General features: G+C 63.9%; 9 protein-coding genes. 6 read left to right on the forward strand and 3 right to left on the reverse strand.

The window, feature by feature from the left end; translation table 11 throughout:
• Window positions 1-1968: 1968 nt before the first annotated feature.
• Both QC180_RS19935 and QC180_RS19940 read right to left on the reverse strand, forming a co-directional pair.
• Complete coding sequence (locus QC180_RS19935; protein ID WP_278264282.1) at window positions 1969-6489, reverse strand: RHS repeat-associated core domain-containing protein; 4521 nt, start codon at window positions 6487-6489, stop codon at window positions 1969-1971.
• Complete coding sequence (locus tag QC180_RS19940) at window positions 6489-6821, reverse strand: type VII secretion target (protein WP_278264283.1); 333 nt, start codon at window positions 6819-6821, stop codon at window positions 6489-6491. Before QC180_RS19940 ends, QC180_RS19935 begins: the two co-directional genes overlap by 1 nt.
• A gap of 676 nt (window positions 6822-7497) precedes the next feature.
• On the opposite strand from QC180_RS19940, the gene QC180_RS19945 reads away from it, so the two are divergent.
• Genes QC180_RS19945 through QC180_RS19960 form a run of 4 tightly spaced genes read left to right on the forward strand, consistent with a single transcriptional unit; the run spans window position 7498 to window position 10681 of the window.
• Window positions 7498-8043, forward strand: coding sequence for a DUF3558 domain-containing protein (locus QC180_RS19945; RefSeq protein ID WP_278264284.1), 546 nt, complete (start codon window positions 7498-7500; stop codon window positions 8041-8043).
• A gap of 36 nt (window positions 8044-8079) precedes the next feature.
• Window positions 8080-8481 (forward strand): hypothetical protein, encoded by a 402-nt coding sequence (locus tag QC180_RS19950; RefSeq protein WP_278264285.1) that lies wholly within the window; start codon window positions 8080-8082, stop codon window positions 8479-8481.
• On the forward strand, window positions 8481-9851 hold the full coding sequence (locus QC180_RS19955; protein ID WP_278264286.1) for a hypothetical protein: 1371 nt from the start codon (window positions 8481-8483) through the stop codon (window positions 9849-9851). Before QC180_RS19950 ends, QC180_RS19955 begins: the two co-directional genes overlap by 1 nt.
• Window positions 9848-10681 (forward strand): ESX secretion-associated protein EspG, encoded by an 834-nt coding sequence (locus QC180_RS19960; RefSeq protein ID WP_278264287.1) that lies wholly within the window; start codon window positions 9848-9850, stop codon window positions 10679-10681. Before QC180_RS19955 ends, QC180_RS19960 begins: the two co-directional genes overlap by 4 nt.
• Before the next feature lie 25 nt (window positions 10682-10706).
• Here the strand turns inward: QC180_RS19960 and QC180_RS19965 are convergent, their stop codons facing one another.
• Window positions 10707-11636 (reverse strand): YbaB/EbfC family nucleoid-associated protein, encoded by a 930-nt coding sequence (locus tag QC180_RS19965; protein WP_278264288.1) that lies wholly within the window; start codon window positions 11634-11636, stop codon window positions 10707-10709.
• Between the two features lie 363 nt (window positions 11637-11999).
• Between QC180_RS19965 and QC180_RS19970 the strand changes: the two genes are divergently transcribed.
• Together QC180_RS19970 and QC180_RS19975 are read left to right on the forward strand one after the other, a co-directional pair.
• A complete protein-coding gene (locus tag QC180_RS19970; protein WP_278264289.1) occupies window positions 12000-12797 on the forward strand; it encodes a hypothetical protein in 798 nt (265 codons plus the stop codon).
• On the forward strand, window positions 12794-13453 hold the full coding sequence (locus tag QC180_RS19975) for a DUF5642 family protein (RefSeq protein ID WP_278264290.1): 660 nt from the start codon (window positions 12794-12796) through the stop codon (window positions 13451-13453). Before QC180_RS19970 ends, QC180_RS19975 begins: the two co-directional genes overlap by 4 nt.
• The last annotated feature ends 28 nt before the right edge of the window (window positions 13454-13481 follow it).

Genomic DNA, 13481 nt, shown 5'->3' on the forward strand with positions numbered 1-13481 from the left:
AAACCCGAATCGAATAGCTCGTGCATGCAACCAGGCTGTCAACACGACCAGATTTGAGGGCCAGGCACTTGACTCGATCCCAGCGTGACTCGTCTAACCCTGAGAGCTGGAGTATTTCTACGGATTGAGAATGGTCGGCCAGATCAATCGTCACCGTTTCGAAAAGCGTGGCCATCTTCACGGCGAATACACTGAAGAATCTGATCGATATGTAGGTCGGATCGGGAGACCTGTCGAAGCTGCGAAACTCCAATTCTGATAGAGATAAATTGTAGCGCCATGGCCTGAACTTGAATCCAAAATGTATTGGCAAATTTCCGTCGATCCACGCGAACTCTCGATCATCTGAAGGAGTTGTCATACCGGTCTGACCTTATTCGATTGCTCTATCCCGCACTGTCCAAGCCCTATCCAGGTGGGAGAATAGCGAGTCGAAATCAGATATTGCATTTTCGCAGAACTCTGGATCGAGTTCCGATATTTTCAGCGGAAGCTCTGAGTGATTTACGCCGAGCTGGGGAGCGAACTCTGTCGGCACCCGACACGGTTGAATCATCCAGTTCCTTCGTCGATTGGTTTCTGCGCACCAAGCCACTGGGCCTCTGTAGGATACAATGCCATATCGAACTAATTCGCTAGTATTGCTCTCCTCTGACTTGTATCGCCAAACAACAAAAAGGGGGTGTTCGACGCTTATTGTATTCGTCGTAGCCCAAATCTATTCGTGCCCATTCTACCTCTCCGAGCTTTGATAGGATTCTCAACACGCTAAGGCTCGGTGACTGATCCGGCGGCGCGGCTGTCATCGCCAGCTCATTCCGGGATTTAGGCTCCTCATGACATTCTGATAGTCTCCGAGTGGAATTGGAGTCTGAGAGAGTCGGGGGTCGTAGGCGTACCGGCCGTCAGTGTAAACCTCGTGGAATACGTACTGCTCCATGATTCTCCCCCGTTTTCGGGTGTGGTCAGATCGGGACACTCGCGGCGAACACCCCTGATGCCGAGGCGCTACGGCCGTTTGTGCGGGCGATCCCGGCCGCGCGTTCCCGGCGGGGCTGCGTCGTCGTAGGCCGGGAAAGCTGCACGCGGACAAGGACTTATGAAGATCGTGAGCTGCGGCAGTGGCTGGCCGATCCCTGGATCGGTGTAAGGATCGCCCGCAAGGGCGTCGAATCCGGTGAGCGCCTGGGCAGGCATCGGTGGGTGATCCGGCGAACCACGGGCCTGGCTCATTGGGTACCACCGTTGACGATGCGCTACGACCGCAAAGACGCCCATTTCTGTGCCTTCCTCACGCTGGCGGCGGCACTGACCGGGTACAAGAACCTCGCGCAGGCCCGAGCAACCAGAAGAGGCACGATCTTAGAAAGAGGGGCTACCGCCGGGATGGCGACAGACTCGAACCTCTAACAATAGACCACATTTCGTCGGCCTCGGCGACCGTGAGATTGGATAGCGCGTCGAATCTGTATCGTTCGGCACTACCAGAGTCGGACTTTGCGGCCTGTGTGATGCGGTCGAAAGCATCCAGGGTCGTCGAACCAGATATCTAGTGCTACTGGTGATGGCAGGTGGCGCGCGCTGCCGTTCCGCGGCGACCTCAGTATCCGCGAATTGCGATGTCCTGCGGCAACATTCCCCGCTCCCACTTATCATCCAGCTTCCACAAGTAGGACTGTGGCGACTTCGTATCGATGAGCTGCTCAAGTTTCGTACCGCGCAGTGGTGCCGAAATGCTAAATCTTGCCGACATGTCAGGAACCATAGTCGATGCGAACCGCCGACAGCGTCTACACCATTCGAGAACTTCTCCACGATCCACCAGTCCAACGAGCTTGTGAAAGTAGAATCGAACGGAGATGCATCCGCAATGCGGGCACTCGCGCTCGTCGGCAAGGTCCGAAAATGAAGATATCTTCAACTTCGCCCTTTCATGGCCAGTGTAGGCAGTCCATGAATATTCGTTCACTATGAGATCCTTCGTATGTATTCTTGATACATTGACTTGCCATAGGATTCAGCGTTGCCCTCTAGTCCGCCCATGCTGTATGGGCTCATCCTGAATTGCTTGTGATGGTATATCTCATGAAAAATTGTTGTTATCAGAGTCTCATCGGAGTCAAACGCCTTCTCGCTCAGCTGAATGAGCGGACGCCCCCTCTCGCCAAGGTTTGGACGGCCGCCACCATCATGCGGAGAATCGCCCCAAATGGAGTCCGTGCCTAACCGGTCTCGAATTTCCGGATGGTACTCGATGTCGTAATCTTTGACACTCATCCCCGCTCTTCCCAGCATCATTTTGATTCGCTCGATTCTGCACGGCGTCAACCCGAGCGGATCTGTCCAAATAGTCGGATTATGTGGATACGTGGCAGGATTTGGAGCCGGCGACAATCCCAAGGGGTCCTGCGAGAGATACCGTCCCGTTTCGGGGTCGTAGTAGCGGTGATAGTTGTAGTGGAGCCCAGTCTCGTCGTCGTATTGCTGCCCCTGGAAACGATGTGGGGTATCGAGACCGAGCCAAGTGTGTCGGCCCCATAGTGTTGAGGTTGCCGTCGACGCGATTTCGCCCGTCTTCGGATCTGCAAGATGGGTGGGCGACCCTTGAGTGTTGGTGACTATCGCCCAGAACCGATTGTCGATCGATTGAGTTAGGGGGACATAAGTGCCCGGATGGTTGGTCCAGGTGTGGACGCGAGTCGTCGTCGCAGTGGTGGTAATTTGTTCGGCGAGGTGGACTCCATCCCAGAGGAAGTTCGTGCGAGTTGCACAGTCGTGACGGTATTTGCTGGTTCGTCGCCCAAAAGGGTCGTAAGTGTAACCCCAGATCGATTTATCGGGCATCGTGACTTCGATGAGTTGGTCGAGCGCGTCATAGCTGTAATGCCAAACCGCAGGTTTACGTGAGAGCCGTGTTCTGACCTTCCGGATAAGGCGGCCTGCGGCGTCGTAGTGGTAACGGGTGCGCCCTGCACGGATCAGCAGGTTGTTGCGATATTCAAAATGGGGGTCGTCCATGGATGGGTGGACCTCGTGGGCGGGTTTTGTTTGTGTTGGCAGCGCAGGTATTTCGGCAGTGGTCAGGCTAGATAGTCCGTTGTAGGTGTATCGCTCTGCTATTCCAGCGCTCGGCGCAGTGATGTGGGTGATCCGGCCGATCACGTCAATAGTGTAGTCCCGGCGGTTAGTTGTGGAAGGTGTCGTAGTGGTGTGGCGGGTGATGTAGCCGTCGGGGCGCCAATCGTAGTCGTCGCGTCCGAGTAGCTGGGTGGGGGCGCTGCTGCGGGGATCGAGTGCGACGAGTTCGCGGCGCAGAGTATATCCGGCGGGGCTGTAAGTGTTGTGTTGGCCGATTCCGGTGGTGTGCCAGCTGTTCTGGCGGCCCAGTAGGTCGTGGGTGAAGTCGAAGCGGTGGCCGTGGGTGGTGAGGGCGGTGACCTCGCCGGTGATGGCGCGTTCGTAGGTGGTCGTTGCTCCGCTGGGTGTGGTGTATCCAGTTCTGCGGCCGTGGTTGTCGTTGACGTAGTACGTGGTGCGGCCGTCGACGTGTTGTGCCTGAAGCCTGCCCGCGAGCGTGCGGTCGAAGGTGACGGCGTGGATCGTGGAGTCGTGCAGGCCGTTTCGAGCGGTGACCAGGTGGCCGGTCGGGGTGTAGGTGTTGGTGATCCATTCGCCGGTGTCGGTGCTGACTCCGGTGAACCGGCCCAGGATGTCGTAGAACTGGCGGCGTTGGATACCGGTTGGGGTGGTGATGACGGTCGGCCGGTTGAGCAGGTCGTGTTCGGTGCGGGTGATCGAGCCGTTGTAGTCGGTTTCGGTGCAGACGTTGCCAGCGATGTCGTATTCGTACGTCCAGGTGTCGCCGAGGGGGTTGGTGACGGTGGTGAGGCGGCGTTCGGTGTCGTGGGTGTAGGCGGTGATGGTGCCGTCGGGGGCTTGTTTGGTGGCGACGAGGTCGAAGCTGCCGTAGGTGTAGCGCGTGACGGCGCCGATCTGGTTGGTGTGGGTGAGCAGGTTGGCTTCACCGTCGTAGGTCCACGACTGGGTAGCGCCCTCGGGGTCGGTGTGGGAGAGCAGTTTTCCCTCGACCGAGTAGTGGTGGGTGTTGATGTTGCCGAGGGCGTCGGTGATTCTCGCGGGGCGGCCGAAGACGTCGCGCTCGATGAGTGTGATCGCGGTGTTGGGTTCGGTGATGCGGATCGGGAGTCCGGCGCTGTCGATTTCGATGACGGTGGTCGCCCCGGTGGAGAGGGTGATCGATGCCGGTGCGCCGCACCGGTGGTGGGTGTAGGTGGTGGTGATGCCGTCGGCGTCGGTGACGCTGGTCAGGTTGCCGTGCTCGTCGTAGGTGCGGGCAATGGTCGAGCCGTCGACGTCGGTGACCAGGGACGGGCGGTGGGGTGCGGCGTAGTCGATGGTGATCGTTTGCTGGTCCGGGCGGCGCAGCAGGATCAGGTCGCCGTCGTCGTTGTAGAGGTAGATCGTGGTGTTGGCGTAGGCGTCTACGTGGCGGACCGGTTGGCGGTATTCGTTGTAGTCGGTCAGGGTGCTCGCGCCGCGGGGATCGATGACCTGACGCAGGCAGAGTTCTTCGTCGAATTCGAAGATGGTGGTGGCGCCGAGGGAATTCGTGTGGTGGGTGCGGGTGCGGTTGAATCCGGGGACGTCCTCGTAAGCGAGGGTGGCCGAGAGGATCCCGTCGGTGCCGACCTGTTTGACGACTCGGCCGTGCTGGTCGTAGGTGTTGACCATTTCGGTGCCGCGGGAATCATGCCAGGACAGCATGCGCGTGTCACTGTCATAGCGATACTGGGTCATGGCCCCGACGCCGTTGATGACGGAGGTGAGGTTGCCTGCGGTGTAACCGAATTCGCGGACGCGGGTCGCTACGGGGGTGCCGTCGGGGTCGGTGCCGGTGACGGTGAGAGCGGTGACGCGGCCGTCGGCGGCGTCGATCTCGATGTGGTAGCCGCCGGTGTGGGTGATGTGGGTGGGGACGCCGTCGGGGTTGTAGTGGAAGCGGATCTGGTTGTGGTGGCGGTCGGTGATCTCGGTGATGGCGTAGTTGCCGAGGCGGGTGTCGAGGCCCGCAAGGACGGGATCGGGGTGGAAGCCCCAGGCGATCTCGCGTTCGGGGTCATAGACGTGGTAGCCGCCGGACTCGGTGCGCGTCAGTGTGGCCCGGATGCCCTTGTGGACGGGGCGGACGGGGACGTCGGGGGCGGTGTGGGGGAATTGCCAGAGTTCGCCGTCGGGACCGACGAACTTCACGCCGACCTGGTCGACGACGACGCGCATGTCCAGGGTCGCTGCCCAGGACGGGCCGAACCAGCGTCCGAAGCGGTAGGAGGAGCGGTGGCGGCGGGTCAGGACCAGCGCGAGGACACCGGGCAGGTTCACGTCGGTTTCCGGGAGGAGGAACTCGCCGGTCGCCGCGTCGACGGGGTCGCCGCAGTCGATGGTTTGTTTGGTGGTTTTGTTCGCTTCCGGTGACGCTGTTTTGTTCTGGTTGGGCAGCGTGTTGTCGATAGTGGCGGTGTTGGCCGGGTTGGTGGTCGAGGGTTTGGTTTCCGGTGTCGTACCGCTCGGGGTGTCCGGGGTGGCGGGGTCTTTCACCGTCGACGGGCTGGTCGGAGAATCGGTTTGTTTGACGTTCGACGGGGTCGTCGGGGAGTCACCGCTTTTGGTGTTCGCCGGTTTGGTGGTGGCGAGTTCGTCGGCGTTCTTGGTCTTGGACGGGGTCTTCTTGAAGGCTTTGGCGATGTCGCCGAAGGCGTTCTTCAACTGTTTGAGCAGTGGTTTGAGTTTGGCCATGGTTTTGGCCAGGCGGGAGAACAGTTTCGAGATCATCGCGGTGGTTTTGGCGATGTAGGCGGTGGCTTGGACCGCGATGACGGGGGTGGCCAAGCCGAGGGAGAAGATGGCTTCGGCGGCCCAGACCGCGAGGCGGCCGACGGTTTGGGCGACCAGGTCGCGCACGGTTTCGCGGACCGCGGCCACGACACCGCCGGCGAGGCGGATCGCCGAGGCGGCGGTGGTGGCCGCGGTGTTGGCGGCGGTGAGCAGGTTGGTGGTGTTGGAGGCGGCGTTCTTGTAGGCGGTGGCGGTTTGGCCGGTCCAGTCCGCGACGTCGGTGGTGACGGCGGTGTTCTGGGCGGTGGCGACTTCGCTGATGCGGGTCGCGACGTTGTCCCAGGTTTTGGCGTAGGCCTCGATCTGGGCGGGGTCACCGGCGATCCAGTCCAGGGCGTCTTGGAGGGGTTGGCAGTGTTCGATCAGCCAGCCGACGCCGTAGGCGGCCAGGGTGCCGAGGGGGTCGACGACCAGGGATACGGCTTCGGCGCCGAGGCCGACCACGCCGAGGCCGACGTCGATCCAGGAGCCGCCGGAGATGGCGTCGGACAGGTCGGTGACCGAGGAGACCAGGCTGATTCCGGTGGACCAGTCGGTGGTGTCTTCTTTGGTGGCGATCAGGGGGTTGGCGGCCATCAGAGGCCGGATTCCTGTGACTTGAGCGCGGCGGCGTTGGTGGTGTCGCGGGAGGTGAACGCGTCGGCGACCGCGGTGAGGTTCGTGCTGGTGTCACCGAAGGCGGTGATCGCGGCTTGGATGGCGTCGATGCCGTCGGTTTCGACCGAGTCGACGAACAGGGGACCGAGGAAGGCACAGAGTTTGCCGAACGCGTCGGAGGGGGCGGAGACGGCTTGGGCGGCTTCCAGGGCTTCGGTCAGGCCCGATCCGGCGGAGGTGACGTTGGTGGCGTGGGTTTTGATCTGGTCGGGGGAGATGTTGATTTCCCCGGCGCCGCCTGCACTTGTCATCGTTGTCCCGCCCCCGGTGAAGCCGTGTGCCGCCGGATCGGAGATGCTCGCGACCTGCGGTGTCGATTCTGATCGGTCTGATCGTCGGCGCGGGGCGAGCCCGTGCGGACGATCTGTGGCACTAGGTGCCAGTCGCTCAGCGTAGCGGAATCGGGGGCGGTTTCCGGTGTGGGGAATTCGACGGAACCTCGAGGCGGAACGGTGCGTCCAACGGTGGTGAGCGTGGTGGGATGCGGGGTCGTCAGCGTCCCGATCGACGAAGCTGAAGGGGGACACTCCGTGGTCGTCCAAGCGTGCATGCAGGACGCCGAGCTGCCCTGATTGCGAGCGAGTCACACTGTGGCACTAGCGGAACAAGGACAGGGTGGAGGTCGACGCAGTCCTCGAAGCGGCCGATGGACGAGGCATTGGTATCGAGGTGAAGGCGGCTTCGACGCTGCAACGCACTCGCTGCCCTTCGGCGACCGGCTCAGGGCGCATCCGATCAATGCGCTCTGGCACTGTGCTCCCTGATGCCCGCCGCCTCGGCCGGATTGTGGAGATTCGGGAGGTTCTGTGGGTGGGGGTCGCGGTGTATTCTTGGCGCCGAACTGCGGTGCGCCGGGGGCGCAGTGGCGGGGGTTCGGCTTGTGGTGGTGGATGCCGCGCAGGCTCGGTTGGGGATCTGAGGAGATTCGTGCGGAACGGTCGAGTACTGGGTGCGGTGTTTGCCGGGGTGTGTCTGCTGGGTGTCGTCGGGTGTGACGAGACGATCGATGGGACCGCCACGGCGCCGACCACGACGGTGCGGGACATCGATGAGATCGAGGTCTACAACCCGTGTACGGAGCTGAGTGCTGATGTGCTGCGGGCTACCGGGGTGGATCCGGCGTCGAAGCGGACGGTGACGGATCCGCCGTCGGGGCCAGCGAGTTGGCGGGTGTGTTCGTGGTATCCGGAGGGGGATCCGTACACGTTGACCGTCGGTTCGACTTCGCACACGATCAGTGAAACTCGCTCGAAGTCGGGTGTTGTCGGCCTCCGGGACACGACTGTGGGGAAGCGGTCGGGGATCGTCTTCCGTGAGAGCTCTGACCCTGACGGGTGTCACGTTTCGTTCCAAGCGGAGCAGGGGATGTTCGACATCTACGCCGCCTGGTTGATGAACGGGAAGCGCGATGTCGACATCTGCATCATCGCGGCTGGGCATGCGGCGGACCTCGAGCCGAATCTGCCGAAGTGAACATTGCTCGGTAATGCGTGGTAGGGGAGGAATCTAATGGCTGATGGTCTGGACAAAGACATCGCTGAGTGGAAAACACTCAAGCAGAAAGCTATTGCCGGTGAGTTCAAGATGGAAGAAGGAATCGGCGAAGCGCTCAGGGCGGCGTGTAGCACTTACGCGTCCAAATTGGACAAGCTGAAGATCGACGCCCGGTATCTGGGATTCCTATCCGGCTACGGCGGAATTCCTTCCGCCGACGTGCTCAAGGAGAAGTTCCAGAACAAGGCTGTGAATGGCGAGGGCGACAACCCGACCGATTCGGCAGTCAAGCGCCTGGAACAGCATGTCGAGATCGCCGCCCTCATGCGCGACACCTACGCCGCCGCCATCGGCAAACTCCAAGACTCCGATCAGAAGAGCGGCACCCAGCTCGGTCAGAAGGAGGGTGAGATCTGATGGTCTTCCCTTTCGCCATCGCCCTGCCCGCCATCATCACCATCGGTGGCGCCAAGGTCTACGACAACTATTCCCAGTCGTCGGAGAATTCCGACCAGCAGAAGTCGCGGAATCAGGACGCGGACAACCAGTTCGGTAACGACAAGCAGGTCATCAGTTCCGAGCGGTCGATGTTGCAGGGGCGGTTCGACGGGCAGTACGCCGGGCAGAAGATCACCAACCACGAAGACTTCGACACCTGGTCCCATCAGGACATCTGGGATGCGTTGCAGGGCAACAACGGTAAGCCCGCGGTGAAGGCCAGTGACATCAACTCCGGTGCCAACGGCTGGCGGCGGCTCGACGAGGGGGAGGGCGGCAACGGCGGTATGCGGGAAGCCGTCAGCACGTTCCGCGCGGAGGTCGAGCGGGCCATCCAGGAGCACTGGCAGGGCAAGTCGGCCACCGCGGCGATGGAGAGTACGCGGGCCTACGGGACCGAGGCCGAGAAGCTCGCCCTGACCTTCGAGATGGTGGCCAACAGCATCGACCTGCTCGAAACGGCTCTCGGACACGCGAAGACGGCCGTCGGTGAGCCGGAGGACGTGTCCGCCTTCGACAAGGCGGTCGCGATGATTCCGGGTACGGGGCTGCTGAAGACGGCGAAGTACCGGGCCGACGAGTCGTCGAAGGCGGCGCAGGAGGTGATGAAGACCGTCTATCAGCCGGTCGCGAAGGACGTCGACGAGCACACGCCGGTCCTCGCGCCCGCCGTGAGCACCTTCAAGTCCGACACCACCGATCCGGGCGGCAACAAGCCGAACAGCAACGGCACCGACGATCCGTCGGACACCGACAAGCCGAAGACGACGACCACCCCGGAGACACCGACCACCCCGTCGGGGACGGATCCCGAGGACACCGATCCGGACGACACCGACACCGACGATCCGGACGACACCGAGACCGACACCCCGGAGACGACTGACCCGGACACCACCACCCCGGCGGGCACGACCCCGGACACGACCACGCCCGCGGGTGTCACGCCGAGCACTCCCGGTGGTGGATCGCCGCTGGGTACCGGTGGCAATCCCGGCGGCGGTTCGCCGGGCGGCACGCCGAGTGGGACGCCGAGTGCGGGAACGCCGGTCGCGGGCGTCCCGGGACAACCGGCGGGCACGGGCGCGGGGGCGCGCGGTGGTACCGGTGCGAGCGGCGGCCGCAACGGCATGCCGGGTATGGGTGGCATGGGCGCCGGTGGCGCGCGCGGCAAGGGTGACGACGACAGCGAGCACAAGATCCCCGACTACCTCATCCAGGACCGCGAGACCGAACTGCTCGGCGTCCAGCCGCGCGTGCTGCCGCCGGGCGGGGTGATCGGCGAATGACCGGGTCGACCTGGCAGATGGAAGGGCTCACCTTCACCATCGCTCTCGAAGCACTCGGTCGCGACCGGCTGCCCTACCCGCTGAGCTGGTTCCCGCGCGATCTGGAATTCCCCGGCGACCTGGAACGCAGCCGTGCCACCGCCGCGCAGCGTCTGGCAAGCCGGTTCGACGAGGCGCTCTACAGCGCGCTCGCGGTGCTGCTCGAACCGGAGATGCGGATCGAGGTGTACGGGTTCTACGGGCCGGACCAGTCACAGGTGGTCCGCATCCACGCCGGGATCTCCGGGCACACCGCGACATTGGCGGTGCAGCGGCCCGGTCCCACGCGCGAGTACGGCACCGACATCACGGTGAGCACCCACCAGTCGCATCGGATCGCCGCCGAGGTGATCGGCAGGCTGCCCCGGCTCTCGGCGGGCGGCCACCGGCCGTTCCACGGGCGGCGCAGCGAGATGGAGCAGCCGACCTACGGGCGCCATCCCACTCGGCTCTCGCCCGTCGAGGAGATGCAGCGGTTCTTCCGTCGCGAACGGATCGGAATGGGCGAGATCACGGTGCTGCCCGGTTTCGCGCTCGATTCCAAGCCCACCGACGACGGTCGCGCTTTCCTCTGGCTCGACTACCCGAACGACGGCCGCTACCTGCTGCACGAGCTCAGCGCCGACGACATCTCCATCACACCGGGTCCGCCGGACGAGCTGCTGCGCCAGCTTCAGGAGCGTGTCGACGCCACCGCCCGGACGCTGCGTCCGGCGCCGCGCGACAACTACTACGACGACGAGGACGATCCCGAAGCGGAGTATTTCCAGCGCAAGAGCTGGCTGGTCTGAGCGGCGGGCTGGTCGTTTCGGACGGTCAGCGTCCGTCGGGTGACGGGAGGTTCCACCAGTCGCTCGACAGGGTGAGGTGGTCGTCGGGCGGCCAGCCCTCGTCATTGACGGCGGTGTCGTCGGCGGGTTCGCCCCACGGCACGATCTCGACCTCGAGCGCTGGTCGCGCGGTGGGGGATTCCTCGGCGGGGAGCGCGGCGGTGGAGGCGGTCGTATCCGGAGGCGAAACCGGCGGTGTGTTTCCCGGTTCGACGGGTGCGTGTTCGGCGGTTGAGCTCGACGGCCATGGCTGATCGGTGCGCGTGGGTGCCCTGGGCGGTGTGGCGCGTCGCGGTCGGTCGGTGTCCACCGCAGGTGTCGACAACGGGCGCGGACGGGTAACCGGCGCGAACGTGACCGGGTCGAATTCGGACAGGCGGGCCGGTGCGGCGGGGCGTCGCGGTGCTCGCGCGGGTGGTGCGGGACGCGGAGCGGGTGGAGGGGGCAGAGAAGGTGTTGTCCGGGGTGGTTCACCGCCGACAGCAGGTGTGTCGTCGGGTGTGGGGACGGATGCGCGGGTGGGCGGGTGCGGCTCCTCCGCCGGGGAGGTGTCGCCGGTCGTGGAAGATGCTGTGGTGTCTGGGTTCTCGTCGACCGGTCGTGGCCGGGCGAGTTTGTCGACGACCTCCTGCCTGCCCTCCTGGAGGCGCGGATCGCTGCCCAGCGCCGCCACGGCTTCGCGCATGACCGCCGCCGCGTCGGCCACTGCCTCCCGGTGCAGGTCCACGATCATCGAGACGAGCACCCGGGGATCGAGATCGGCTCCTCCCTCGCCCAGTTCGACGCTGTGCAGGGTGCCGTTGGCCCCGACCTCCACCCGCAGTGTGCCGTCGGCGCTGGTGGCTTTGCCCCTGGCGTCGGTGAGCGCACGCTGGAGCCGTTCGATGTGCCCCGAGACCGGATCGATATCCCCCATGCCGCGCTACCTTCTCTACCCGGATTCTCCGGTGAGCCTATCGGTCCCGTGAGCAAGCGTCGACGGGCACGTTCGATCTTGTTGCGCTTGCGCGGGGGACGCCTAGCGTTGCCGCCGAACGAACTGCGAGAAACGGGGGAAATGATGGCTGGCGCAACAGATCTGGATCTGGATCCGACACGGACACAGGAGCTCGCGACAACGCTGGGTAAAGCGAAGTCGGAATTGGGGACGGTCTTCCGCGCAGACGCTGGTCAGTGAGTACGAGGCCCTGTCGAAGGCGACATCGACGGCGGTGACGGAATTCCAGAGCAAGGACGCGCAGAACGCGGGTGACCTGGGCGCGGCGCAGGCGGCGCTGGTGTGACGACACTTGGTACCGCGGAACAGAAGTCGCTGGCCGACGGGGTGGACGCGAGCCGGGACTTCTGGACCGGTACCGCCGCCGAGGCGATGCGGACCAAGCACGAAGAGGTCCGCACCACCACGAAGACGTTCATCACAGCACTGCAGGACGGTGCGAGCGCCGCGAAAGCCGGTGCGAGCACTCTGGAGTCGGCCAAGAGCGCGGTGGTGAACGCGGTGCGGCCCGCGCAGGCCAACGGCTACGAGGTCGGCGACGACGGCACGACCACGATCTCGGCGAGCGCCCACCAGACCTTGCTGCCTCAGCTGGGCGCGTCGTCGTATTCCACTGCCGCGGGGGCGTTGCAGGTGGACGCGGACGCGTCGACGACGGCGGTCAAGGAGGCGCTGGAGAACGTGCGTGCGGCGGCGAGAGCGGTGCGCGGATGCCGATCGAGTCGCCGCGGACGGTCCAGCTCGACCCGGACAAGTACACGACCGACTGGACACCGGGGGCATCAGACCTGGTCGGTGCCGAGCGGAAGTATCAACGAGGGTACGAGCTACCGGGTCCGACTGGTCGAGATGACCGAAAAGGAAATCTACAACAACGACGGCAAATCCATGATCGTGTGGGAGCCGAAGTACGAGATCCAGGAGCAGAAGATGGTCGTGCCGATCACCGGCGGCCAGGGCTATCCGGTGGCGATGCCGCCCGGAGAGTGGCGCTCCGCATCGATCGACGAGGTCATGACCGTGCAGCGCAACAGCCCGACGACGTTGAACATCCCCGATCCCACCCAGGACATCAAGTGAGGGCGGGTCTGCGCGGCGCGCTCCTGGCCGCCACGGCGGTGGTGCTGGCGGCCTGTGGGTCCGATACCGGTGCTGGCGTCGATCCGCTCGCGGCGTTGCCGCCGCTGGCGGATTTTCCGGTTGGTTACTCGATGATCGGGGCACCCGAGTCGTTCGATTCGGCCTTGCCCGGTGTCGGAGATCGGATGGCGTTCGACGAGGAGCGGTGCCGGAAGCTGATCGAGCCGCCGGCGGGTCCCGGGGCGGGAGAGTCGGTGTCCTCGGGAATGGGTTCGGCGGTCTATCTCGTGTATGTCGTCGACACGGAGCAGTCGGTCGGCGACTTCGCGGATGCGGTGAGGGAATGCGAGGTGATCAGTGCGAGCTCGCAGCGGCAGACGTTGGCACTGACGCGGGGTACGGCGCCGGACGTGGGGCCGGATGCTGTGGGCTATCGGTACGTCGGGACGCAGGGTGTGCGCGCTGATGGTCAGCAGCTGGTGGATACGCCGATGGTGCAGGAGCGGCTGGTGGGTCAGGTTGGAGACTGGCTGGTCACTGCCTCGGTGACCGTGTTGTCGCGGACCGGTGAGGCCGTGACCGAGGCGCAGATTCGGCCCGAATCCGAGGTTCTGCGAACAGTTTTCGACCGGACGATCGAATGGCTCGGCAGCTAGGGGAGATCATGGCGACCGTGGAACGCGA

Origin of the sequence: Nocardia anocheti, assembly GCF_029675105.1 — a bacterium.
Taxonomy (GTDB): Bacteria; Actinomycetota; Actinomycetes; order Mycobacteriales; family Mycobacteriaceae; genus Nocardia.

Excerpts from the sequence above, each read along its gene's own strand:
- QC180_RS19935 (WP_278264282.1), bottom strand. The coding sequence starts at position 6,489 with ATGGCCGCCAACCCCCTGATCGCCACCAAAGAAGACACCACCGACTGG.
- QC180_RS19940 (WP_278264283.1), bottom strand. The coding sequence starts at position 6,821 with ATGACAAGTGCAGGCGGCGCCGGGGAAATCAACATCTCCCCCGACCAG.
- QC180_RS19950 (WP_278264285.1), top strand. The coding sequence starts at position 8,080 with ATGGCTGATGGTCTGGACAAAGACATCGCTGAGTGGAAAACACTCAAG.
- QC180_RS19955 (WP_278264286.1), top strand. The coding sequence starts at position 8,481 with ATGGTCTTCCCTTTCGCCATCGCCCTGCCCGCCATCATCACCATCGGT.
- QC180_RS19960 (WP_278264287.1), top strand. The coding sequence starts at position 9,848 with ATGACCGGGTCGACCTGGCAGATGGAAGGGCTCACCTTCACCATCGCT.
- QC180_RS19965 (WP_278264288.1), bottom strand. The coding sequence starts at position 11,636 with ATGGGGGATATCGATCCGGTCTCGGGGCACATCGAACGGCTCCAGCGT.